The 23,177-nt window shown below is 41.9% G+C and carries 29 protein-coding genes and 1 pseudogene; 25 read left to right on the plus strand and 5 right to left on the minus strand.

The features are described 5' to 3' along the window. Positions 1-9: 9 nt before the first annotated feature. The 3 genes and pseudogenes from ACFQ3J_RS06015 to ACFQ3J_RS06025 form a co-directional block, all read left to right on the plus strand. Positions 10-177 (plus strand): annotated as a pseudogene (locus ACFQ3J_RS06015) (DMT family transporter); the annotation flags it as partial. 351 nt (positions 178-528) lie between these two features. Beyond that, the gene (locus tag ACFQ3J_RS06020; RefSeq protein WP_091156850.1) at positions 529-1,104 is read left to right on the plus strand and encodes a LysE family translocator; all 576 of its coding nucleotides are present in this window, start codon (positions 529-531) and stop codon (positions 1,102-1,104) included. Positions 1,105-1,125: 21 nt separating this feature from the next. Next, entirely contained in the window at positions 1,126-1,905 is a 780-nt protein-coding gene (locus ACFQ3J_RS06025; protein WP_251581514.1) for an AraC family transcriptional regulator, read from the plus strand. A gap of 43 nt (positions 1,906-1,948) precedes the next feature. Here ACFQ3J_RS06025 and ACFQ3J_RS06030 read toward each other — a convergent pair whose 3' ends face one another. Then, the gene (locus ACFQ3J_RS06030; protein ID WP_251581516.1) at positions 1,949-2,911 is read right to left on the minus strand and encodes a helix-turn-helix transcriptional regulator; all 963 of its coding nucleotides are present in this window, start codon (positions 2,909-2,911) and stop codon (positions 1,949-1,951) included. A gap of 113 nt (positions 2,912-3,024) precedes the next feature. Here ACFQ3J_RS06030 and ACFQ3J_RS06035 point away from each other — a divergent pair, with 113 nt between their 5' ends. The 4 genes from ACFQ3J_RS06035 (at position 3,025) to ACFQ3J_RS06050 (ending at position 6,194) form a co-directional block, all read left to right on the plus strand. Next, positions 3,025-3,504, plus strand: a complete 480-nt coding sequence (locus tag ACFQ3J_RS06035; protein ID WP_091156844.1) for a GyrI-like domain-containing protein — start codon at positions 3,025-3,027, stop codon at positions 3,502-3,504. Between the two features lie 18 nt (positions 3,505-3,522). Continuing rightward, positions 3,523-3,987 (plus strand): phage tail protein, encoded by a 465-nt coding sequence (locus tag ACFQ3J_RS06040; protein ID WP_091156842.1) that lies wholly within the window; start codon positions 3,523-3,525, stop codon positions 3,985-3,987. A gap of 538 nt (positions 3,988-4,525) precedes the next feature. Beyond that, entirely contained in the window at positions 4,526-5,161 is a 636-nt protein-coding gene (locus ACFQ3J_RS06045; protein WP_091156837.1) for a glycoside hydrolase family 11 protein, read from the plus strand. A gap of 193 nt (positions 5,162-5,354) precedes the next feature. Continuing rightward, positions 5,355-6,194, plus strand: a complete 840-nt coding sequence (locus tag ACFQ3J_RS06050) for a formylglycine-generating enzyme family protein (RefSeq protein ID WP_251581518.1) — start codon at positions 5,355-5,357, stop codon at positions 6,192-6,194. A gap of 91 nt (positions 6,195-6,285) precedes the next feature. Here the strand turns inward: ACFQ3J_RS06050 and ACFQ3J_RS06055 are convergent, their stop codons facing one another. Next, positions 6,286-7,056 (minus strand): EcsC family protein, encoded by a 771-nt coding sequence (locus ACFQ3J_RS06055; protein WP_251581520.1) that lies wholly within the window; start codon positions 7,054-7,056, stop codon positions 6,286-6,288. A gap of 406 nt (positions 7,057-7,462) precedes the next feature. Between ACFQ3J_RS06055 and ACFQ3J_RS06060 the strand changes: the two genes are divergently transcribed. The 6 genes from ACFQ3J_RS06060 to ACFQ3J_RS06085 all read left to right on the plus strand — a co-directional run bounded on the left by ACFQ3J_RS06060 (position 7,463) and on the right by ACFQ3J_RS06085 (position 11,620). After that, positions 7,463-8,107 (plus strand): FusB/FusC family EF-G-binding protein, encoded by a 645-nt coding sequence (locus ACFQ3J_RS06060; protein ID WP_251581522.1) that lies wholly within the window; start codon positions 7,463-7,465, stop codon positions 8,105-8,107. Between the two features lie 224 nt (positions 8,108-8,331). Further along, on the plus strand, positions 8,332-8,862 hold the full coding sequence (locus ACFQ3J_RS06065) for a DUF3885 domain-containing protein (RefSeq protein WP_251581523.1): 531 nt from the start codon (positions 8,332-8,334) through the stop codon (positions 8,860-8,862). Between the two features lie 12 nt (positions 8,863-8,874). Further along, entirely contained in the window at positions 8,875-9,342 is a 468-nt protein-coding gene (locus tag ACFQ3J_RS06070) for an NUDIX hydrolase (protein WP_251581524.1), read from the plus strand. A gap of 266 nt (positions 9,343-9,608) precedes the next feature. Further along, positions 9,609-10,592, plus strand: coding sequence for an aldo/keto reductase (locus ACFQ3J_RS06075; protein WP_251581525.1), 984 nt, complete (start codon positions 9,609-9,611; stop codon positions 10,590-10,592). 53 nt (positions 10,593-10,645) lie between these two features. Beyond that, positions 10,646-11,158 carry a hypothetical protein gene (locus tag ACFQ3J_RS06080; RefSeq protein WP_251581526.1) on the plus strand — a complete coding sequence of 171 codons (513 nt, stop codon included), beginning with the start codon at positions 10,646-10,648 and terminating at the stop codon, positions 11,156-11,158. A 105-nt stretch (positions 11,159-11,263) separates the two neighbouring features. Next, positions 11,264-11,620, plus strand: coding sequence for a DUF423 domain-containing protein (locus ACFQ3J_RS06085; RefSeq protein WP_285850014.1), 357 nt, complete (start codon positions 11,264-11,266; stop codon positions 11,618-11,620). Between the two features lie 133 nt (positions 11,621-11,753). On the opposite strand, the gene ACFQ3J_RS06090 is transcribed toward ACFQ3J_RS06085, so the two are convergent. Continuing rightward, positions 11,754-12,371 carry a TetR/AcrR family transcriptional regulator gene (locus ACFQ3J_RS06090; RefSeq protein ID WP_251581528.1) on the minus strand — a complete coding sequence of 206 codons (618 nt, stop codon included), beginning with the start codon at positions 12,369-12,371 and terminating at the stop codon, positions 11,754-11,756. 161 nt (positions 12,372-12,532) lie between these two features. On the opposite strand from ACFQ3J_RS06090, the gene ACFQ3J_RS06095 reads away from it, so the two are divergent. Together ACFQ3J_RS06095 and ACFQ3J_RS06100 are read left to right on the plus strand one after the other, a co-directional pair. Next, positions 12,533-13,717 (plus strand): YhgE/Pip domain-containing protein, encoded by a 1,185-nt coding sequence (locus tag ACFQ3J_RS06095; protein ID WP_251581529.1) that lies wholly within the window; start codon positions 12,533-12,535, stop codon positions 13,715-13,717. Between the two features lie 440 nt (positions 13,718-14,157). Next, the gene (locus tag ACFQ3J_RS06100; RefSeq protein WP_139236970.1) at positions 14,158-14,337 is read left to right on the plus strand and encodes a hypothetical protein; all 180 of its coding nucleotides are present in this window, start codon (positions 14,158-14,160) and stop codon (positions 14,335-14,337) included. Positions 14,338-14,379: 42 nt separating this feature from the next. Here ACFQ3J_RS06100 and ACFQ3J_RS06105 read toward each other — a convergent pair whose 3' ends face one another. Then, positions 14,380-14,742 carry a MerR family transcriptional regulator gene (locus ACFQ3J_RS06105; RefSeq protein WP_244533189.1) on the minus strand — a complete coding sequence of 121 codons (363 nt, stop codon included), beginning with the start codon at positions 14,740-14,742 and terminating at the stop codon, positions 14,380-14,382. Between the two features lie 117 nt (positions 14,743-14,859). Between ACFQ3J_RS06105 and ACFQ3J_RS06110 the strand changes: the two genes are divergently transcribed. The 3 genes from ACFQ3J_RS06110 (at position 14,860) to ACFQ3J_RS06120 (ending at position 16,580) form a co-directional block, all read left to right on the plus strand. Beyond that, on the plus strand, positions 14,860-15,498 hold the full coding sequence (locus tag ACFQ3J_RS06110; protein ID WP_091156806.1) for a nitroreductase family protein: 639 nt from the start codon (positions 14,860-14,862) through the stop codon (positions 15,496-15,498). A gap of 157 nt (positions 15,499-15,655) precedes the next feature. Then, a complete protein-coding gene (locus tag ACFQ3J_RS06115) occupies positions 15,656-16,171 on the plus strand; it encodes a hypothetical protein (RefSeq protein ID WP_251581531.1) in 516 nt (171 codons plus the stop codon). 31 nt (positions 16,172-16,202) lie between these two features. Continuing rightward, on the plus strand, positions 16,203-16,580 hold the full coding sequence (locus ACFQ3J_RS06120; protein ID WP_379293256.1) for a disulfide oxidoreductase: 378 nt from the start codon (positions 16,203-16,205) through the stop codon (positions 16,578-16,580). Positions 16,581-16,618: 38 nt separating this feature from the next. Here the strand turns inward: ACFQ3J_RS06120 and ACFQ3J_RS06125 are convergent, their stop codons facing one another. Then, positions 16,619-17,101: a hypothetical protein gene (locus ACFQ3J_RS06125; RefSeq protein ID WP_251581533.1), complete on the minus strand. Its 483-nt coding sequence runs from the start codon at positions 17,099-17,101 to the stop codon at positions 16,619-16,621. Between the two features lie 117 nt (positions 17,102-17,218). Here ACFQ3J_RS06125 and ACFQ3J_RS06130 point away from each other — a divergent pair, with 117 nt between their 5' ends. From ACFQ3J_RS06130 to ACFQ3J_RS06160, 7 genes are all read left to right on the plus strand, one after another. Next, positions 17,219-17,575: a hypothetical protein gene (locus ACFQ3J_RS06130; protein ID WP_251581535.1), complete on the plus strand. Its 357-nt coding sequence runs from the start codon at positions 17,219-17,221 to the stop codon at positions 17,573-17,575. Positions 17,576-17,879: 304 nt separating this feature from the next. Beyond that, entirely contained in the window at positions 17,880-18,326 is a 447-nt protein-coding gene (locus ACFQ3J_RS06135) for a VOC family protein (protein ID WP_091156795.1), read from the plus strand. Between the two features lie 111 nt (positions 18,327-18,437). Continuing rightward, a complete protein-coding gene (locus ACFQ3J_RS06140) occupies positions 18,438-19,070 on the plus strand; it encodes a LysE family translocator (RefSeq protein WP_251581538.1) in 633 nt (210 codons plus the stop codon). Positions 19,071-19,157: 87 nt separating this feature from the next. Next, a complete protein-coding gene (locus tag ACFQ3J_RS06145) occupies positions 19,158-19,994 on the plus strand; it encodes a manganese catalase family protein (RefSeq protein WP_091156791.1) in 837 nt (278 codons plus the stop codon). Positions 19,995-20,176: 182 nt separating this feature from the next. Continuing rightward, positions 20,177-20,416 carry a DUF6609 family protein gene (locus tag ACFQ3J_RS06150; RefSeq protein ID WP_379292388.1) on the plus strand — a complete coding sequence of 80 codons (240 nt, stop codon included), beginning with the start codon at positions 20,177-20,179 and terminating at the stop codon, positions 20,414-20,416. Between the two features lie 113 nt (positions 20,417-20,529). Beyond that, on the plus strand, positions 20,530-23,001 hold the full coding sequence (locus ACFQ3J_RS06155) for a heavy metal translocating P-type ATPase (protein ID WP_091159140.1): 2,472 nt from the start codon (positions 20,530-20,532) through the stop codon (positions 22,999-23,001). A 25-nt stretch (positions 23,002-23,026) separates the two neighbouring features. After that, positions 23,027-23,161, plus strand: coding sequence for a hypothetical protein (locus tag ACFQ3J_RS06160; protein ID WP_280142850.1), 135 nt, complete (start codon positions 23,027-23,029; stop codon positions 23,159-23,161). The last annotated feature ends 16 nt before the right edge of the window (positions 23,162-23,177 follow it).

The following is a 23,177-nucleotide window of genomic DNA, read 5'->3' on the forward strand; positions in this document are numbered from 1 at the left end:
CTATTTGATATGAAAACTCTGCCGATGGGGACAGCCTATGCCGTGTGGACAGGAATAGGGGCATCGGGTGGTGCCATACTAGGTATGATCTTTTACGGTGAACCGAGAAATATATTAAGAATGGTGTTCATTGCCATGGTGCTGGGATCTGCAGTCGGTTTGAAGCTGGTCAGCTAACAATAAATCAAATGAATAGCTTGAAGCGGCCATAATGGCCGCTTTCTTTTTGTAATATAAGGGTTTGAAACGGAATCAATATATAATAATTTCAATATATGAAAAATTCATAATAATAAAACCTAATGTACTCAGCTCATTCTCCCTTAGCATCCTAACATCGAATCTACACCTTTTCATAGAAAAAAAGCATTACACGAAGACATCATAAAATGCAAATTTGTTTTAGCAAATGCGGAAAGTTTACATAATATTTACTATGTGTCAACATAAAATTCTGCAATAATGTACTATAGACTCTGTAACTCGAGATGTATGATTTGAGGACCACATATTAAAAGAGAGGTTCTTATGAATATGACATCTTTTCTGCTCTATTGCATCATCGCGACATTTACTCCGGGGCCAACGAATATTGTCATCTTATCGACGGTACATCATTTTGGTACTAAAAAAGCGATCCAATATACATACGGAGCGACATTTGGATTTGCCTTATTGCTGTTCATTTCTGCTATATTAAATTCAGTGCTGATTACGGTGCTTCCTAGAGTAATGATTATCATGCAAGTCATTGGAAGCCTGTATATGCTATATCTTACCTATCTGATCTGTATCAAGAAGTCATCGGAGTCCGACTCCAAGCATCTGGCAACCTTTTGGTCTGGATTTATAATGCAATTTCTTAATCCAAAGGTAGTTCTGTTTACACTAACGGTAATACCCACGTTTATTATGCCTTACTATAACTCGGGAACGGCGATGACATTAAGTATCATGGTGATTACGATCATTGGATTTGCGGCATTTATGACATGGCTTATTTTCGGCGCGATATTCAAAACATTTCTACAGAAACATCAAAAGATCGTTAACCTAGTCATGGGGATCGGTCTTATCTATGCAGCATTAATGATATGGATATAAGATAGTGAGGAGGTATAGGCGGTGGAACAATTTATTTATAAAAAATCGGCAGGTTTAACCGTACTATCCGCGAATATGACGGAGTTTAAATATAAAAAACATGCACATGAGGAGTATGCCATTGGCGTAACCTTACGAGGAATCCAGCATTATCACCTGGATGGAAGCTTGCAATTATCGCATCCAAATGGAGTAATGTTCTTTAATCCAGAACAAGCCCATGACGGAATGGCGCATGATCATTCAGGGCTGGAATATGTAATGCTGTATGTGGAGCCAAGTCTTTTCTTACAAGCTGCTCAAAGAAAAGACATTGTGCGGTTTTCAACACCGATCATGTATGATCGCATGCTGAAACAGCAAATATTGAACCTATCTTATAACGTGTTAAACGAGAAGGATGAAGCGCAGAGCAATGAGTTGTTCCTATCGCTTACCGACCGTCTATTTCAAGTGGATTCAATTGCAAATGCCAAAAAAGACACCAAGCTCATCACAACAGCAAAAGAAATGATTCGTGCGAATTTAGATCAAGTACTTATGCTTGATGATATTTGTAAAGAGCTGGGTTGTTCCAAATTTCAGTTTATTCGCATGTTCAAAGCGCATACGGGAATATCCCCGTATCAATATTTTCTGAACTGTAAAGTAGAGCGCGCCAAGCATATTATTGAAATCAATAAGGATATTTATCTCGCCGTAGCTGCATGCGGCTTCGTTGATCTTACGCATCTGAACAGACATTTCAAAAGTGTATACGGACTAACCGCATTTGAATACATGACTCATATGGATGGATAGTGGGTCTGGGTATAAATCTGGAGCAGTCAATTAATGACATGGCCTATGCATGGTATAGTCCTAATCTCTCTTTTATCTCGTTTGAAATTGCACTTGGTACTTCTCGCAGCTTAATATCCGTGCCTAAGAAGAGCAGCCAATTCGTTATTTCAGTGAGCTCTTCCCCACGATTTATATTTACGAACATCTTAAGCAAGGCCGTTGTTTGATAAGGATTCGTATAGGATAGAGAGACTTTGAACGGATGATATTTTTTATACTGAGCAATCGCCTTAGGACCCAGTTCGAGAACAAGGTTAAAGGCTTCTTCCTGCTTATTTAATCTCTGAAGGATTTTTTTCTTACTTTCTCTTTTCTTCACAGGGTAGGTGATCACGTCGAGCAGTTGGTCGACAGGGATGGTCTGCCTCTTTTCCTCCTCCATATTAAAGGCTTCAATATGCCACACGCTTTTTTCACGATACAAATGCAAGAGGTATATAGGATATGATCTTATTCCCCTCCCTTCCTTAACGGTGACCAGTAAATAACTATCCAATAGCAGGATTTGAATCAGCTGTTCTAACATAGGATGCGGCAGATCGGACAGATCAAGCAGGTCAGGATTGTGAGGATTCGTACCTTCAAATTGTAGTATTTGATTCAGCACAACAAGATCCTCCTGCAGGTTCTCGGAGAGGAGAGACAGTAATTTTTCAGTTAAAGAGTGGCGACTCTTTAGATAAGGGAGTTGTTGGTTCCTTGTTGCCATAAACGCAATAAATAGAGCTTTGATCTCATTATCGGTAAAACGGATCGTAGGAAGCACAGAGTTATTCATAACAAAATAACCCCCGTCTCTTCCAACTTCCGCCACAAGCGGCATACCCATGGCTTCAATCTCTCTAATGTCTCGAATTGCTGTTGAACGTGAGATATTAAATTCCCGCATGATTTCAGAAATTGTAAATTGGGCACGGTTGTTGATATATCGCATGATGAGATTAATTCGTTCCACTTTTTTCATCCGGCACCTCTAAACAGTATCATTTTTTGACATGATTTAAGGTTATTATAAACCCATCAAGTGAAAACTTAAATTATACTAAAAAATGAAATGAAGAGGGAAGGGTGTTTATCATGAGTAATTATGTAATCGAGGAAAAAGAAAGCTTCATCGTATTAGGGATAGGGACAGAGCTAACGAGCGACTACACGGACTACGCTGGTATTAATAAGGAGAAGTCAGATTTCTGGCGTACCATTGAGCAAGATGGCAGATTTGAACGTTTAAAGTCGGTGGCTGAAAATGACTATGTATTCGCTGTAAACGAAGCAGTAAATAACAAGATGATGTACTATGCAGGTGTCATGACAGAGGCAACGCTGCCAGAACAAACCAGAGTAATCCAATTTCCTGAAGGAGAATACTTGATTGTCAGAGGAGAAGCAAATACGCCGGGTGAACTCAGCAACATGCTCACGGGTATTGCCTTCGGTCAAGTACTGCCGGAAGCGAATCATATTGCTTATGTCGGTGGACCGAATGCCACTGTGGAGATGGGAGAGCGAGAGGGCGTCTATTATGGTGAGATGTGGATTCCTGTCGTTAGAAAATAGAATGGTGAGGTGGAATAGATGACCTATATTGTAGATTATATCAATGTGTCTGCAAATGGCTTGGAGTCTTCAGCTGCAGCTGAAGCGCTCGCCGGTTTACGAGCCAATGAAGCTCGTTATTTTATGAACAAATATAAGCATGTGTTTACGGTAATCCCTGCTAGCGAGAGTCAAGAGACTCTGGATTATGTGAACCGTATATTGAGAGAAGAACGCGATATTAAGTTTGCAGCGAAGCCTTTAGAAACTTCGCGTTTCCAAGTGGAGAATATTAAGTTTGCTTATGTTTTTTACGAAAACGGTCTTTCGGTCAACGTCATGTATACAGTAGATGATCCCAAGAAGCGTGCGGTTGGATTTAAGCTGTCTGAAGGGATCGAAGTGCCGGAGGAGCTGGAAGGGAAATTTAAGTTCGCGAGGCAAAAATCGAAACTGGCAGGGACCATTCGGGGATCTTTCTTTGTGATAAAAGGAGAATATTAGATATTACTGGGACAGCTCAGCTCAAAGTCTGCTTCAATGCAGAGGAACGGGTCTGAGCTGTTTCTCGTTTTACGTTAAATTAGGTAAGTGTTTTTTTTAACTATTACAATAGCCACAGAATGTATATACAGATGGTGATTAATAATGAATCCTATAGAAATCTGATGACGTAAGAACAGCTTACCTTAATTCTAACTCCAGAAGAAGTCGTAGAGGTCATTGCCAATCTTGACCTTCGTCAGAAATTCATGGAGGCTGTTTTTGCAAATATTAAGAATAAATACGGAACAATTGAGTTATTTCTGGAACAGGAATTGGATTTTAATGAGTTAAAATTGATTCTTGAACTAAACATATTACAGTTTAATCTATACTTTGACATGTTGTTATGTATGCGCTTCCATTTTATAATCTTCACGGAAAGGAGGAATGGAAAAAGTTTACAGATATTTATCATCCTAGGACCAGCATAATTCTACAACATTACTGCAAGACAACAGATCTTATGTAAAAAATGAAAATTATGAGGAGGAAGAGTATGTTTAAACTGAGAAAGAAATTGTTAACGGCCGTATTGGCCGCATCCATGAGTTTTGGTTTATTTGCAGCAACATCGAGCGCTGCTACAGACTACTGGCAAAATTGGACGGATGGCGGAGGAACGGTCAATGCTGTGAATGGCTCAGGAGGAAATTACAGTGTGACATGGCAGAACACAGGCAACTTTGTTGTAGGTAAAGGCTGGAATACGGGATCACCTAACCGAACAGTCAATTACAATGCTGGCGTATGGGCACCATCGGGCAACGGCTATTTAACACTGTATGGTTGGACGAGAAATTCCCTCATTGAATATTATGTGGTTGACAGTTGGGGTACTTATCGGCCTACAGGAACTCATAAAGGTACGGTGACCAGTGATGGGGGCACATATGACATTTATCAAACAATGCGCTACAATGCACCTTCAATTGACGGTACACAAACGTTTACCCAATATTGGAGTGTTAGACAGTCGAAGAGACCAACTGGCGTCAATTCCGCAATTACTTTCAGCAACCATGTGAATGCATGGGCGAGCAAAGGAATGAACCTGGGAAGCAGCTGGTCGTATCAAGTATTAGCAACAGAGGGATATCAGAGCAGCGGTAGTTCTAATGTAACGGTGTGGTAATCCATAGAGCTCCAGTCTTAAGCTTGTAATTCATACAAGTATGTCAATGAACATTCGAATAGGCCCGGCATATGTTAGGCCGTTAATTGCATTCGTTTTAACGGCCTAACATGCCTGGATACAGATGCTTGTTGTCAATCTTTTTCTCTATCGCAACCACATTCTCTCGATCGAATCAAAGGAGATCTGATCCATGACTAAGCTATTCATATTTCTCTTAAGCGCAGCGATGATCTTGATCAGTGGTTGTACGCCGGATCAGACCGCTAATAGCGCCGAGCAGAAGTCAGACAACGATAACCTTGTTTTTGTTGAAGGCGGGAGTCTGAAGAATAAAGATGAATCGGTTTCAAGCTTCTACATTGGCAAATATGAGGTAACTCAGCAGGAATGGGTGGAAGTGATGGGAAGCAATCCGTCTGCATTTACGGGAGATCAGTTACCTGTCCAGATGGTGAGCTGGTATGATGCCGTTGAATATTGTAATCAGAGGAGTATCAAAGAAGGCTTAACGCCGTATTACGACATTGATAAAGAACACAAAGATACAGCCAATATAAATGATCACGATAACGTAAAATGGACAGTAACGGTGAATGAAGGTGCTGATGGTTACCGGCTGCCAACTGAAGCCGAATGGGAGTATGCTGCAAGCGGAGGAGAGGCAAGTAAAGGGTACACATACAGTGGAAGCAGCAATGCGGACGAAGTCGCATGGTACTGGAGAAATGCCGGTGATAAATACTTATCCGGAGACTGGAACTGGCCTATTATAGAGAGCAATAAGAATACACCCAAACCAATTGGTAAACAAAAGCCAAATGAAATAGGGATCTATGATATGTCAGGAAATGTTAGAGAGTGGTGCTGGGACTGGTATGAAGGCCAGGATTTCAAGAGCGGAATGCTGCGAGTGGTCAAGGGCGGTGGCTGGATCGGCGACGTTAGTAATAATGAAATCACCTTTCGAGGAAAATTCGATGCGAATGGATTCGGACCTGATCAGGGCTTTCGTGTGGTTCGTAGTGAATAATCAGGAGTCTAAGATTTTACACAAAACAGCTCAATCCTGCTAACTACTGCTTGGAGTAGGTTAACAGATTCGAGCTGTTTTTCGTTTCTACTTATATTGGTTGACCATGGTCTGTAATGATCCCATCCTTAGCATCATCATGTAACCTGCGCAGTCGGTAAGCATTCATAGCGAATTCACGGAGCTCCTCAAGGATCGTATAGTTCGCCCAGGCCCCTGCGATAGCACCGATCCCAGGTACCATTTGCAGCATTTTTCGAAAATCAATCGCATCTCGGTACTCCTTCTGAAAGGAGTCCCAATCCATGTTCTTAGAATAGTCAGCATCAGAGATCCATTGCTCCTTCTCGATATGCCAATGCTTAATGGAATCGAGCAGTCTGGCACGGTTCTCAGCACCCGAATAGGTCATCTGAAATAGCTTGAGAATAAATATTCTTTCGGAGAACTGCTTGGTGTCATAACCGTACACATGGGCTGTTTCGAACAAGTACTTCATCTTGATGCCGATTAGTGCAGGGAAGTCCACCATACTAAACATAATACCACCAGCACCGGTTCCAGCGCCTTCAGCAACCGCGATTTTTTGGTAGAGGTTAAACAATTCCTTGGCCTCCTCATCCGCAGTCTCTAGATCCAAACCATGCTGAACCGAACGTCTCGGTGTATACTCTGCGCCAAATAATGCCGTACGAACAATGGATTTAATGGTGGTCGTTATGACGGTGTGCACCTTCGGGGGAATGATGTGATTAATTCGAGTGCCGATCGTTTTCGATGTTTTTTCGAGCCATCCCGGTGGTTTAAAGAGTTGTTGTTCCCAATCTTTCACTTCCTTCTTAAGTTTAAGCTCATAATTCATTCGTGATCGCTCCTCTAAAAGTCATGACTATATTCTAATGGATACTTCGCTTTAGTGGAATAGACCTTAGCTGGTTAATGAGCCTGGGCCGAGGTCCAGTACAACTATTTATTATTGTTTCTTAGTTCAATCTATACTTCTTGTCTTGACCAAATTCGTTGCTTCCATGCACCCTAGGAGTTATAATTTCCTTACACTATTTGAATTGGGGGTCATACCGTGGCAATGTTGGCAGCAGTGCTGGATTGCTCGTTCGCTAGAACGCCTTACGCAAAGCCTGAATGGGGCGAGCTTTGTGTAGGGCGCGATCAGAAACTTTGCTAGATCGCCCTTATTAACATATCGTTTGCCGGCGTTCAGCTTTGCACCTTATACATTTTCATTACTATATAAGGGGCTGAAAGCGATGCAAACACCATTTATTCAGAATCATCAATACAATGAAATTAAGAAACAAGCGAACTTCCTATTGAAAACGATGCGTACTATTGCGGATCGGAAGGTGCTGGATACGGTCAGAAGTACGACAGTGAACAACGCGATCGAGGCTTTTGACAAGTTAACGGTTGAAGAGCGTGATCTGTTGGAGCAGTTGTCCAAGTACGAGGCGGCACATGAGCTGCAAAATTATCTGGACAGCCTGGAAGCCTATGTCGTGCCCTTTCCGAACGTAACATTAAAGCAAATTCAGAAATTGTTTCCGAAAGTCAAGAAGCTCAAAGTGCCGGATCTGGAAACAATTGATTACAAGCATACAACCTACTTGAGATGGATTGACATTGCCACGAACCGCTTGTTTATCGTGTATCCGTATGAAGGACAGCTAGTCGGTCTCGAGGGTTCAATCACACCGATAAACAAGAAGGGATACTGTATGTTCTGTAACAGGCAGCATGAGCTTGGATTCTTCAATGTCAAGACAAGAAAAGGCGGATCACCAGACAATTTCTCATCGACAGGCCAGTACGTTTGTATGGATGGGGAAGCTTGCAACCATAATATTACAAATCGTTCTTCCTTAGAAAGATTTATTCATTCTACGGGGAAGTAGAGAAGAGAAGCTGGAACTAGAATTTAATAAAAAGGTGGAGCGGACTACCGATTTGGTATCTGATCCACCTTTTTTACAATAATGTATTCGTTTTACCTAAAAAACGATGTTATTCCTTTAATGAAGGTGAAGAAACAGAATGATGAATGTAGAAGAAATGATCGCCCAGGGTACAAGTATTCGATATGAACTTGGATTGCCGTATTTTAAGGATGAGGAATATCGTGCTGAATTTCGCCCGTAAACCGACTTCTGATGGTCAGATCTATCTCTTTAATAAGAGAAACGGCATTTTGTTTCATATGTATGATGATCGTGGATGTGATGTTTATAGTCTAGATCAAGATGTCTTGTTACAGCTCTATCACTTGCATCGCAAATGGATCTTGGATTATGACCGATACGACATCGATCAGCTTTTTAATGAAGGACTGGCAGGTATTATGGAAACAGAGGAAGAGAGAGAGCTTCGACAGAATGTGAATGACAAGAAAGTAGCAGATTCCAAAATAGATCTTAGTAAAGATAACACCTGCCGATTATCTCATTATTTTGAAATACCTTTTGATAATGGGAGTAGGTTTGCAGAAGAAATTTCGCTGACGGGGTTTACGGTTCGAGAAATTTCGGCTGGTAATGAGACGGTCACGTTTGAGGTTAGTAAAATAGAAGCGTTAGCCCATATTGATTATCAAACACATCTCATGAGCTTGTACGGCAAAAAAATTTGGGATCTATACCGGGTGGAGCTATGAAAGACATAGAAAATGAATCTAATCGAAGAGGTGAATGCCTTGTATCCGCGTGCCAATGCTCTTGGTATTGTAATTCGTAATAAGCAAATCCTTGTTGAGGAGCAATCGGGAAGTCATTCAAAAGGAACAGGCACTTACTACCGCCCTATCGGTGGAACAATTGAATTAGGGGAATATTCCCAAGACACACTGGTTAGAGAGTTTTATGAAGAAATCGGTGTTGAGATCGAAGTGAAGCAATATCTGAAATGTGTAGTAAATATATTCTCGATCGATGGGAATATCGGTCATGAAATTACACAAGTATACGCCGTTCAATTTGTTGATCCGAATCTTTATGAGGTGGAGCAGTTTCAAGTCACCGAGCAAGATAAGATTACCATAACAAAGTGGATACCTGTATCGGAATTTGAACATGGAAAAAGGGTATTGTATCCTAATGGTTTAACTGAATTGCTGACAGATGACATGTTTAACTAGTAACACAGAATAGTTGTGATCCGTTATGCAATTTAAATGTAGAGAGGAATGGCACAATTTCATAGAAATGGGATGAGTTCTCGGGAGTATCTTCCGCTGAAAAGGAGGTGCCTCATTGACAGACATCTTCTAAAACATTAAGGTGTTGTAAGGACATCTTTTGTGATGAATGTAAGCGCTATATCATTCTGCTTAGACTTCTTCTATGAAACGGTGCCGATTCGAATACACCAATTATAATTCTTTCTGAGAGGGGTTTGTCAGCTATGAAATATCGGGAATTAGGAAATACCGGGATGAAGATCAGTGAAGTGAGCTTTGGAACATGGGCCATTGGCGGTTCTTGGGGAAAGACCAGTGATGCAGAAGCCTTGAGATCTCTGGAATACGCAATGGAGCAAGGAGTGAATTTCTTTGATACTGCCGATGTATACGGAGATGGTCACAGTGAGCAACTATTAGCCAAGGCAACCAAAGGCAAAGAAGACCATATCTATATTGCAACCAAATTCGGCCGCCAAGGAGATATTGCGGATCCAGATAATTATACTTATGATCAAGTATCTGCTTATTGTGAGGATAGTCTTCGCAGACTGAATAGAGAAGTTATCGATCTATTTCAAATTCATTGCCCGGCAACGGACATTTTGCAGGATGGGGCAGTATTTGAAGTGCTCGATCGTCTCAAGGATCAAGGAAAAATCCGGCATTATGGCGTCAGCGTGGAATCGGTAGAAGAGGGACTCATCTGCCTGAAGCATCCGAATGTTAAGAGTCTGCAAATCATATTCAACATGTTCCGCCAGAAGCCGTTGGATCAACTCATTCCTAAAGCTTATGAGGAAGGTGTGGGACTTCTCGTAAGGCTGCCGCTGGCAAGTGGTCTGCTGACAGGTAAGTTTACTGCGGATTATACGTTTGAAGCAGATGATCACCGCCGTTTCAATGAGAACGGAGATGCATTTAATGTAGGGGAGACCTTCGCCGGACTGGGATTTAAGAAAGGAGTGGAGCTTGCAGATCAGTTACAATGGATTGCAGAGGATCGGCCATCGATGGCTAGTGCAGCACTGCGCTGGATTCTAGATCACAAGGAGATCACTTCCATTATCCCTGGATTTAAGAATGTCCAGCAGGTGAAGGATAATCTCACGGCACTGGATACCAAGTCTTTTACAGAAGAGGAGCAACACAAGATACAGCTCTTCTACCAGGAGAAAGTCGTTGATTTCATTCGAGGCCCATACTAATCAATGAAGTGTCTCATCAGCATGCTATTGATAGGATATATAGGGATGATTCTATGAACAGTAAGTATTCCATTCCCACCAAAGCCGAAATCGGCGGAAGTAAAATTCTTATCATCGGAATTGTCGCGAGTGGTAAGACTACTTTAGCCAATAACTTATCCCAGCAACTGAGTATACCTTGGTATGAGCTGGACTCTATTGTCCATCACCTGACTCCTGCAGGCAGATCTAAACGCACGCCAGAGGAACAAATGGAGGTGATCCGGGAAATTGACGCTAATGGAACATGGATATTTGAAGGAACGGACCGGGATTCCTATCAAAGTCTGTATGAGCTGGCGGACAAGATCATTTTCCTGGATCCCCCACTATGGAAGCGGAAAATTCGGATTATGACACGATTTGTTAAACAAAAGCTTGGATTGGAAAGCTGTCACTATAACCCCGATTTGTCCATGTTAAGAAAGATGTATCAATGGACGACGGATTTTGAACAGAACAGGAATCATTTTGAGGCAAAGCTGCAGCTGTACGATGAGAAGGTCGTCAGGTTGAAAAATAGCTAAGACATCCTTCCTTAACTCTGCGTTAGACTTCATACTCCTTATCCGGATATGATACAATCAGGTCATTGTCGTTGAAATCAATGGGGGAGATGAATCAAAGTGCAAATGTTGATTGTACTTGGAAGTATACTAATGGTCATTGCCGTGGCCTTGGGAGCATTTGGTGCGCATGCACTGAAGAGCAAATTCGAAGAGGGCAAACAGAAGGTATATGAAACCGCTGTCCAATATCATCTGATTCATGCGTTAGCGATCATCGTTGCAGGTATTCTCGCGGGTCAATATCCGGAAGCAGGGCTGCTAGTGACTGCAGGGTGGTTCATGGCAGTGGGAATTATATTGTTCTCCGGAAGCTTATACATACTGAGTCTGAAAAAGATCCGATTTCTCGGTCCGATTACACCGCTCGGCGGGCTCTCCTTTATCATCGCCTGGATTCTTGTTGCTATTGGTGTGATGTAGAGATTGAATAAGTTATATTTCAGTATCATATATTTCAATGAGGAAAGTACCTATATTCATAGCGTACCTTCCTTTTTTTATTCGAAGACTCGTCTGCAGACCTATCCAAACATTGATGTTTAAAACGACAGCTTTACTTTTTTAACCCCGCTGCATAAAATGGCCCATTGATGGTGATCGTGGATAAGATTCGAGCCATTTGGTCAGGCGATTCTTCTCCTTCACTATTTAGCCATTGCTGGATTACTCCGATGTGAGCAGAGGCTATATATGAAGCTAAATAGGGAGCTGGGACAAGTAAATTCTCCTTTTTGATCAGTGGATTTGAAGGGTTTCCAAATATTTTATTCCACATAAATTCCTTCAGTGTGGTTTGGAAAGTTAAATCTCCTTTTGGACTTAAAACAGCTTTCATAAACCGCTTGTTTCTATGCAAACATTCAAAAATGGAAACAGCGATTGTAAGCGGCAATTGAGGAGTGGTTGGCTTAGAAATTTCAGTGACGATATCCGGGAATTTCTCTTCCGCCAGTTGTGCCAGTTCGTGCATAATCTCTTCCTGACATTTTCTCATTAAGTCAAACTTGTCCTGATAATGAGCGTAGAAGGTCCCACGATTGATTCTTGCCTTGGTTGTTATATCTTTAACAGTAACGGCTTCAAAGCCTTTATCCTCCATTAACTCAACTAACGCCTCTCGAATGGATTCTTTAGTACGAATAACACGAAGATCCATGTTCTGATCTCTCAAGTTCCTTCCTCCTAACCGACACATTTTTATTTCGTGTACTTTAACCGACGCTTCTGCTAATTCTGATTATTGGATTAGAATCCATCTCCAACTATAATAAGGATCAGATAAACAACACGTTGTTTATTATATTATTCGGAAAGTGAGAGGATTTCAATCCTATGTTTAAAAACAAACTTTTTATAATGGCACCCGTCATTGCCTTGGTTGTTGTGTTTATTTTTTCATTAACGTTATTTCCAACTGTACAGCCACAAGCTACCCATTTACCTATTGCGATTGTTAATGAGGACGAAGGGGTGGAAGTTCCAGGTCAACCTCAAATGAATATGGGTCAAACAATCGTTGACAATGTTCAGAAATCGATAAGTACAGAAGAGGATTCACCAGTTGAATGGATTGAAGTATCCGATGCAGCAGCTGTTCAGCAGGGATTAGATGAGCAAGAATATTATGCAGCCTTAGTTATTCCGCGGGATTTTAGTGCTAAACAAGCATCTTTGCAGTCACCAGATCCTTCATCTCCTGAGGTGCAAATCTATATCAACCAAGGAATGCATATGGCAGCATCCTCTGCAGCGAGTCAAATATTGAGTGGAATCATTGACAACATGAACGTGAATATTCGCAATCAACTACTTGAAGGCTTTGAAGCACAAGGTCTGACCTTGACAACAGAACAGGCCGGACTATTAGCAGTGCCAATTGTCAAAAATGTGATTAATGTCAATGAAGTTGGTGAAAACAGCGCCAACGGTAATGCTCCGGTATCTCTGTTTCAGCCCGTATGGATCGGAAGCTTGGCAACGGCTGCAATTATTTTCATGGCCTCTAGCAAGATGCTGTTCCGTACCAAGAAAGAAAGTCTAATGCTAAAAATCGGACAGATCTTAATTGGAGCTGCTGCAGCGGTGGTGATTGGCTTCGGTCTAACTTGGATTGTCGATGGTATGGTTGGATTGAATATTCCGGACTTCTCAGATACCGCTCTATTCTTATCCATCACGGCATTTAGTTTCTTGTTAATGATATTGGCTGTCATTTCTGTAGTCGGCTTTAAGGGGATTGCCATATTTGCCTTATTACTTTTCTTCGGGGCACCTTTATTATCACTTGCTCCTGAAATGATGTCTCCGTTCTATCATGATTACATTTACTCCTGGCTGCCGATGCGCTTTATGGTAGAAGGACTTCGACCATTGTTGTTCTTTGGTGAAGGTCTCAGCTGGAACGCTGATCTCTCGGCCCTTGTGTGGATTGGAATTGTAAGTATGTTAGTCATCCTTGCTACTGCTCTGAGAGCCGTGAAAGTACAAAAAGAACAAATCACGGAATCTGCAAAATAATCATCAGGATGAACAGGTGAAACAGAATCCATTCTGGTTCACCTGTTCATATTTTTTAGGTGTATCTGTCTCGACTTCATTAAATTAAGAAATACCGACAGAAATTCGGATAATAAAGTTATTATGATCCTTTTCTGTAACATAATTGAGCAGTTCGTCCTCATACACATGCCCCGTGATCCTCTTATTTTGGTCCGCGATAAACTGGGAATCACATCTTCGATCACCGCATTGATTATTGTCTTTACGCTGGCGGCCTTTATTCAGCTATTCCTGCCTTCATCTCATCGTGTAGAGCGTGTGGATAGAACATCGCCTTTACGTGGCATCAGAGAAGGGTTTGCATATGTAATGAGTAATACAAATTTGAAGCTCATTGCTTCAGTGCGATGATGATCCAAGAGATCAAGGAGGAGTATATTGGAAGAAAAAATGGAATTATGATTCCGCTCCTAATGGGCGGCATGCTGCTCGGAAGTGCATCCTCAGGATTTATTGTGAATCAGTTGGATCTTATGGGTACCTACTTCCTGGCAGCCGCCATCACCTTATCTTGTGTCATTTTTACACTTCGTTTAAAGACAAATCCTATGAAGGATGATGTTATGAGTAATGTATAACCCAAAGAAGCGCGGGGATGCTCCTTGCGCTTTTTCGGCATTTCAGCACTCTTTATGAAACTTGGCGGTACCTTCCAGGATCGTATTCAAATACTGCTCAGACCTGTTTAATTGATTCTTGAGATCATCTATTTTTTTGACTTTTTGCTTAACGAGCTTAAGCTTGTCCTCATATGATAAGTTAATCTCCTCATTAACTAGCAGACTGAGCTCTTCTATTGAAAAATCCGCAGCTAATAGTGCCTTCACATCGTTCAGATACGCGACAACATCCTCAGAATATACACGATAATTATTCATATCCCTATACATATATCTGTCGGGGATCAGGTCTTTACGTTCATAGAATCGTAAGGTTGATATCGGCAGACCCGTTAATTTTGAAACATCATTTATTCGCATCATGCTCCCTCATTTACTTCTTGCTATGAACCTAGGTTCATAGCTCATAATGTGATCATGATAACGAACGACATGTAAATTGTCAAAAAAATCTAACGTTATCTAAAAGGAGAGAGTCATATGTTCAACCATGTTCAAAATAATGATTTCACGGATATCGTGAAGGGACGCCGTTCTGTTCGCAACTATGATGAGAGTTATAAAATTTCAAGAGAAGAAATTAAGGAAATGATATCCGAAGCTAGTCTTGCTCCTTCCTCTGCGAATATGCAGCCTTGGCGTATAGTGATCGTGGACACATCCGAAGGAAAAGATAAGCTTACACCATTAGTACAATTCAATACACTGCAAAATAATAGTTCCTCTGCAATGCTATTGATTTTTGGGGATACCCAAAGCTATTTGTATGCCGAAGAAATATATAACACAGCGGTAGAACAAGGGAAAATGCCACCTGACGTGCGAGATCGTCAGCTTGAAACCATATTGTCCATTTTTCCTACGCTTACAAAAGAAATGAAGGTGGAGATAGCGAAAATTGACAGTAGCCTTTTTGCCATGCAGCTTATGCTAGTCGCTCGCGCACATGGATACGATACGAATCCAATGGCAGGCTTTGAAGCAGATCAGTTAGCAAGGGCTTTTGATCTAGATGAGGAACGCTATATTCCGGTCATGATGATATCCATTGGAAAGGCCAAGGAGGAGGGCTATGAATCCGTTCGATTAGGCTCTGACAAGTTTACATTCTGGGCATAATCTTCTTAATAAGCGAATAAGGCTGCTGATGATTCAGCAGCCTTATTCGCTATGCAGGATTGTTCAATGACAACATAGAAATATATTATTTTACATTTATTGGCGAAAGGTAGGTACCATCATCACTACCAGAATGAACAAAAGACAGTTTATTGAGATGACTGTGAGAGAGGAACGGTCTGTCATTCTCAGGATTAAAGATCAGGATGAATTTATTCGTGGCGTTTCTAAAAGTATGCAGAATAGCACCTTGATCATAGAATCGGAAGAGGGCAGAAGTCTGCAATACAAGATTAGTGATATTATTGATGTGTTTGCAGTTAAGTTTGTGGCTCCCGCTCAGTTGTCCATCCAATCTCACTATGTCCAGTCGAATGATAGCGAAGATGATATCGAGAATTTGGTACACCAATTCCATCATTTGAGTGAAGATGATCAGAATCAATTAATTACAAGGTTATCACATATCTTTGAGAAGGATGTGGTTATTTCAACATTAGAGCTGAAGACTTACAGTCCAGCAGAAATTCTCCTGCTTACAGATATTATAAATGGATATATTCTAACTTTAAGAACACCTGATTTATATTCTATATCTAATTCAATCAATATGATGGATTTGCCCTCAAATACGGGAGGAAGAATAATACTTGAAAATACCGATAAAGAGTGAGCATCGCTTGTATGGTGCCTGGATCGTATCTATGGCAGCGACGTTTGGAAGCTTGTATTTCAGTGAAATCAAAGGATATACTCCATGTGATTTATGCTGGTATCAGCGTATTTTTATGTATCCATTGACTATCATACTCGCGATCGCCTGTTACAATAAGGACCGTTCCATTACACGTTATGTCCTCCCGCTGTCATGGATAGGAGGATGCATATCTCTATTTCATATCCTGTACCAACGTTTCCATACTTTCTTTGAGGATAATTCTATCGTAGCCTGCGGCCCAACGCCTTGTGCGAGTAATTATTTTGTATGGTTCGGTTTTATTACCATTCCGGTCTTGGCATTCACTGCATTTATACTTATTATTCTGTTGTTATGGAAGCTGCCACAGATTGAAGAGGAATAAGAATATAACGAAGAGAGATCATGGACCATGGTCTCTTTTCATCGCTCCATTATAATATTCAGAATATCCTCTATATTATAAACATCGTTATTAACTCTCCATTCATTTGCTTCCTTTAACAGATAAATTGTTCCTTCCAGATCCAGGGTATCTTCAGCCATTGAAAGTGTACCCGTATAATCAAGTTCAATTTGGGTCTCTGCTACGTTTCTCTCAGTAAATTCAAGATTAGTCAGATGAACTTCACTTTCTTTTTTACGTGCTAATTGAGATCCTGTGATAAATAATCGGGTCTTAGTCGATCTGTCATGGAAGGTTTCCGTTGTTAAAGGCTCCATTACTTCATATTTTTCAGTTATTAATTGATCTGTAACCTCACTGATCTGAGGACTTTCCAATTCAGCGAGCTTATATTTCTCTGCACTTTCAACCGCGTTCGATACATTCGAATTAGTGCATGCGGAGATTACAAATAGCAGTGTAAATAGCACAGTAAGCATTATGTAACGATGTTTTTTCATAAATTAGCTCCTCCCCTAATCGTTAGTAGATATTTTACCATAATCAGGTAATAGGAACACAATTGCTCTCGTGCTAAATCTGGCCGTTTGATATACTAAACAGAGCAAAAAGTGTACATGGAGATGAGAATACGGCGGGGGAATCTATCAACCTACAAGCTTGAGAATAGGAGCATCCATATCTATACACCGCCTACATATCATAAGGATAATTCAGTTGCGTTTCCTGCGGTAATTGTACAGGATGGCGACTATTTGTTTACAGGCTCGATGGAAGAATTAGAGGCGGATTTTGCTAGTGGTACAACACAAGAGGTACTATTTATTGGGATCGAACCGAACAGGCGCGATTGCGAATATACCCCATGGGAGGCAGGACTTGAAGTCTTCGGAGGAGAAGGGGAAACATACTTGGAATTATATCGCTGTATGCTGCTTTTCAAGAGCCAGACCACTTTGGACGATTCATCATGATGTTCAGCATCTCTATGGTATAATAAATTCGTTGTGTTTGTGGAGAGTAGTACCTTTACTCATAAGATGTACGTTTATACATGTATGTCGGCGAGACGGGGGGTGTAGGACGGGATAATCTGCAATTGTCCTGGAGACCGACCCAGAAGGTGTCCACATTCACCAATATTTTAACAAGTATTTCCCACGTGGAATGAGGTTTGCATACCCGGGTCCCAATGTGAATTAGCGAGCTTAGTATACTTCAAATTAGGATTAGGGAAAATAATAAGATGAAAAAATTTAGATTAGGAGCGTGTAGAAGATGGTTGGAGTAGAACTGGATATGGTCGTAACAGACAGCTTAAAAGCACTGGAATTGTACGGGAGTATATTCGATATCGAGCTTGTGGAAGCTTCAAAGCTTCCTCGAGGTGAAAATGAGGTGGTTTTTACTCTATATGGCGTCCGCTTTCATCTATTGGATGAGAACCCGAAATTTCATTTGATTGCACCAACTCCTGAGCATCCTAAAACGAGCTGGGTAAATGTCACCGTTCTCAATATTGAAGAGACATACACCAAGGCGATGGAATTAGGCTGTACAGAAATACAGCCGGTAACAGTGATGGCTGACTACGGCGTATCTAATGCGATATTTACAGATCCGTTCGGTTATGTATGGATGCTGCATCAAGTATATAAACAGGTTAGCCATGAAGAACGAATTAAGCTATGGGAGGAAAAAAAGGGAGAATTACCTTCTAATTAAGCTCGTCAATTTAATGTCGCTGCGATATATACTTTCAAATAAATAGTCTTACAAGCTTCCTCCTACGAATAGTATATAACGATGTAATGTTGCTATCTAAGGAGGAGGCATATGTTAACTAGTGCTTATATTGCCTATATGCTGCTTGGTTTGTCGCTCGCCGCTCCCATTGGCCCTTTGAATGCAGCTCAATTAAATATTGGGATTAAGCGTGGTTTCTTTCATTCTTGGGTATTTGGTCTTGGGGCTGTACTTGCAGACATAGCTTACATGCTGCTTGTGTATTTAGGTGTGGTTCATTTTCTGGACACTCCGTTTGTTCAGACGTTTCTATGGTTATTCGGCTTCTTTGTATTGGTCTATACCGGTGTGGAAAGTCTGCTGAGCAGCGTTCAAATTAAGGAGTCAGTTACTTCAGAAAGGGAGCCTCTTGGCAGATCGTTTCGTTCAGGATTTTGGATGTCCTTGTTTAATCCCATGTCGATTCTGTTCTGGCTCGGCATATTTGGTTCCGTTCTTGCACAGGAAGCAGCCGCCAAAAGTGCATCGCAGATCGTACTGCTCAGCCTGGCTATTATCATCGGTGTCCTTGTATGGGATTTTACGGTAGCTGCGACATCAAGTTTTTTTCGTAAATTTCTAAGTAATACGCTGCTGAGAGGAATATCCATCATATCTGGGCTGTTTTTAATAGGCTTTGGAATTCATTTTGGAGTACAAGCCGTCAAGGTTCTATTTTTCTAGCATTTTTAGAATTTTGTTTAATTTTGATCTAATGGTTTAATTACAAATTAGAAAATTGTAAAAAACCTTTAGATTAGGAGTGATAGGATGTTCCGTCATCAGAAAGAATTGCAGTTTGAAGTAAAGGTTGATCGTCCAGATCCGATGCTGGCACGTCAGGTACAAGAAGTACTTGGAGGCCAGTTCGGAGAAATGACCGTCATGATGCAGTATTTGTTCCAAGGCTTTAATTGCCGAGGTGAAGAGAAGTACAAGGATATGCTGATGGACATCGGTACCGAAGAAATTGGACATGTTGAAATGCTCTGTGCATTAATCAGTCAGTTGCTTGACGGTGCATCCCCAGAGGCTCAGGATGAAGCAGCAAAAGATCCAGTGACCGCAGCAATTATGGGTGGGGTTAATCCACAGCATTTGCTAGTGAGTGGTCTTGGTGGACTACCAAGTAATTCAAATGGTGTACCATGGAACGGTTCTTACATTGTAGCCAGCGGCAATTTGCTCGCAGATATGCGTTCTAACCTTCATGCCGAAAGCCAAGGCAGACTTCAAGTGGCGAGACTATACCACATGACAACGGATGAAGGTGTTCGTGCAACATTCCGTAAGATGCTTGCACGTGACCGCTACCATCAGTACCAATGGATGGCGGCTATCCAAGAGCTGGAGGAGAAAAATGGAGTTGTCGTTCCAGCAACCTTCCCTCCGGAGGCAGAGTTAGAGTCACAGCCCGAGGCTTATGAATTCTGGAATCTGTCTGAAGGCAATGAATCTTCCGAAGGACTGTGGGCTACGGGAAGCGCTCCTGACGGAACGGGTAATTTTGTCTATGTAGCAGAACCGGTCGCTAAAGGCCAAGTATATAAACCTGCTGTTCCGCCAGAAGCCATCCATCATGATCTGAATCCACAGAACAAACTATAATTTGAGTAAAAAGTAACATTGACTAACAAAAAACCTTGCATTTGCATCCCTTGCAAATGTAAGGTTTTTTTGGTGTCTAACCGGCGGATATAGGGGCAGGACAAAAGTTTAAGAAGCCTATTAAATTCCTTTCTTCATGGCAGGATAGGTTACAAAAACTTGGATACGATCCTCATGTTCATTTGCAATTCAACCACAAGAAGGTCTGTGGTTGGCAAATCATCGGTTCTGTCATTATTGCATCAACGATATTTGGTGGATCCATTTATTTAAATCCTTTTATCTTTATGATAGGTTATTCCATCGATTTCACTATGTGGGATACTGTGGTTGATATCATTATTCTTTTTCCCTATGAAGGCAACGAATGCTCTTTAATTGATCGAATATACATACATATAAGGAAGAATAAACACACATAGCCCTTTCGAGCCATCATCAAGATCGAGAGTACAACGTATGATATTTAGATGATTACGATTAGTGAAGGAGAGCTCAATATCATATGGACCAACTTTCGAATAAACGCCATTCTATGAACCCTAGACAAACAGACAACTATCAGCGAACGAATCTCAAAATAACGGGAATGACATGTGCCGCATGCTCTGCGCGTATTGAAAAAGCGTTATCCCGATTAAACGGGGTCCATCAAGCTCATGTCAATCTTGCCACGGAAGAGGCTAAGGTTGAGTACAATCCAGGAGAGGTTAATGTGGAGACTCTTCGGAGCAAGATTGAGAATCTGGGCTACGGTACGGCGACGACAGCCATTGACTTAGAGATTGCAGGCATGACATGCGCCGCATGCTCAGCCCGAATCGAAAAAGGACTCAGTAAGCTTCCGGGAGTGATGCGTGCAAATGTGAACCTGGCATTAGAGTCAGGGCATGTTGAGTTCATATCAGGAACACTCAAAGGTTCAGATCTTATCCATCTAATCAGGCAATTGGGTTATGAGGCATATGTCAAAGCAACAGAGGAAGAAGCACTTGCCCTGCGAGAATTGGATCTACAGCGAAAAAAATGGAAGTGGATCTTGTCAGCGCTGCTTACTTTCCCTCTATTGTGGTCAATGGCTTCCCATTTTTCGTTTACCTCCTGGATATGGGTACCTGACGTGTTTACGAATCCTTTAGTTCAATGGCTATTGGCGACGCCTGTACAGTTCTATTTAGGCGCCACATTCTATCAAAGTGCCTATAAAGCGTTGAAAAACCGAAGCGCTAATATGGATGTGCTTGTCGCACTTGGGACAAGCTCGGCTTATTTGTATAGTGTATATCTAATATCCGTGAGCAACTCCGGCGGTATATTTAATCATAATCACGAGGCAGTAAATACGACAAGCCTTGCTCCAGTCCATCTCTATTTCGAAACGAGCGCCGTATTGATCACACTAATTTTGTTCGGCAAATGGCTGGAGGCTTTGGCCAAAGGCAGAGCTGTAAAGTCGATCCGTAGATTGATGCAAATGACTCCGCGAACTGCACGAGTCGTTCGAAACGGTGAGATCATTGAAATCCCTTCCGAATATGTGCTCTCCAATGATCTTGTTCTTGTGAAGCCGGGTGAGAAGATTCCAGTGGATGGAATCGTGGAGGAGGGAGCCTCCTCCGTAGACGAATCCATGCTAACGGGCGAGAGCATTCCGGTGGACAAGAAGTTGGGTGATCCCGTAGCTGGAGCAACGCTAAACATAAATGGCCGTCTCATTATACGTGCGACCCAAGTAGGTGCTGAGAGCGCATTGGCACGGATTATCCATATCGTGGAGCAAGCTCAGGGCTCTAAGGCTCCAATCCAGCGTGTTGCTGATGCCATTTCTGGTATATTCGTGCCTGTTGTAATTAGCCTGGCTGCGATCACATTTATATTTTCCTTATTCTTCGAAAGCTCAGGCAATTTTAGCTTAGCTCTGGAAAAGGCAATTGCTGTATTGGTCATTGCCTGTCCATGCGCTCTCGGCCTAGCTACACCAACATCCATCATGGCTGGCTCGGGTCGCGCTGCTGAATACGGTATTCTGTTCAAAGGCGGGGAGTACCTTGAGAATGCAGGTTACATCCAGACCGTCATACTAGATAAAACAGGGACTCTCACTCATGGAAGACCTATCCTAACCGATGTGATAACTTCACTTGATTGGTCCTCGAACGAAATGTTGAAACGAGTGGGAATTGCGGAGTTAAGCTCTGAGCATCCAATCGCTCAAGCCATAATGGAAGGTGTTGAGGACAGAGGCATAAGAATCCTACTCAAGCCGGAACAATTCGAGAATATTCCAGGTTACGGTGTTCGCGCTCGGGGTTACAGCCAGAATATTCTCGTTGGAACACGCCGACTGCTTACTGATGCTAAAGTGCGGATTCCTTCCGAAGCATTGGTTCAAATGTCTGAGCTTGAAGGCCAAGGAAAAACGGTGCTTCTAGTGGCAATAGATCACAAATGGGCGGGAATGGTCGCTGTCGCAGATACCGTGAAAGAAACTTCCGCACAAGCCGTTAGCCGACTTCAAGCAATGGGGATTAAAGTGGTATTAATGACGGGGGACAACGAGCGCACTGCTCTGGCTGTTGCTAGTCAGGTTGGAATCTCCAAAGTCATTGCAAATGTTCTTCCTGAAGAGAAGGCGGCAGAGGTGAAGAGGCTGGAGCAATTGGGACATAAGGTAGCCATGGTAGGAGACGGAATCAACGATGCTCCCGCACTTGCCGTTTCTGATGTGGGTATGTCCGTAGGCACAGGTACAGAAGTAGCTGCAGAGGCAGCAGATGTTATACTCATGCGTGGAGATTTAAATAGTGTCGCTGACGCTATTCAATTAAGCAAAAGAACGATGCGTAATATTAAGCAAAATCTCTTTTGGGCTCTTGCCTATAATGTAGTAGGTATTCCCATCGCTGCTATTGGCTTGCTGGCTCCGTGGCTGGCGGGTGCAGCGATGGCGTTCAGTTCCGTTTCGGTCGTGCTTAATTCCCTGCGTCTTCAAAAAATGAAGCTATAACGGGATGCTCTTGAGTTAAAACAAATTGGCAGCCAATTTAAAGCACAGCGATTTCAGGATTTGGATGAATGGTTTGATTCTGTTCAGTGGTCTGTGGGAGGATCGGCTCGATCGATTCGAGGAGTATATGCTCGACCCGAAGAGAAAGGAGCAGACATAACAGGGATCAACACTTC

Origin of the sequence: Paenibacillus provencensis, from assembly GCF_042678545.1 — a bacterium.
GTDB classification, from domain to species: domain Bacteria; phylum Bacillota; class Bacilli; order Paenibacillales; family Paenibacillaceae; genus Paenibacillus; species Paenibacillus provencensis.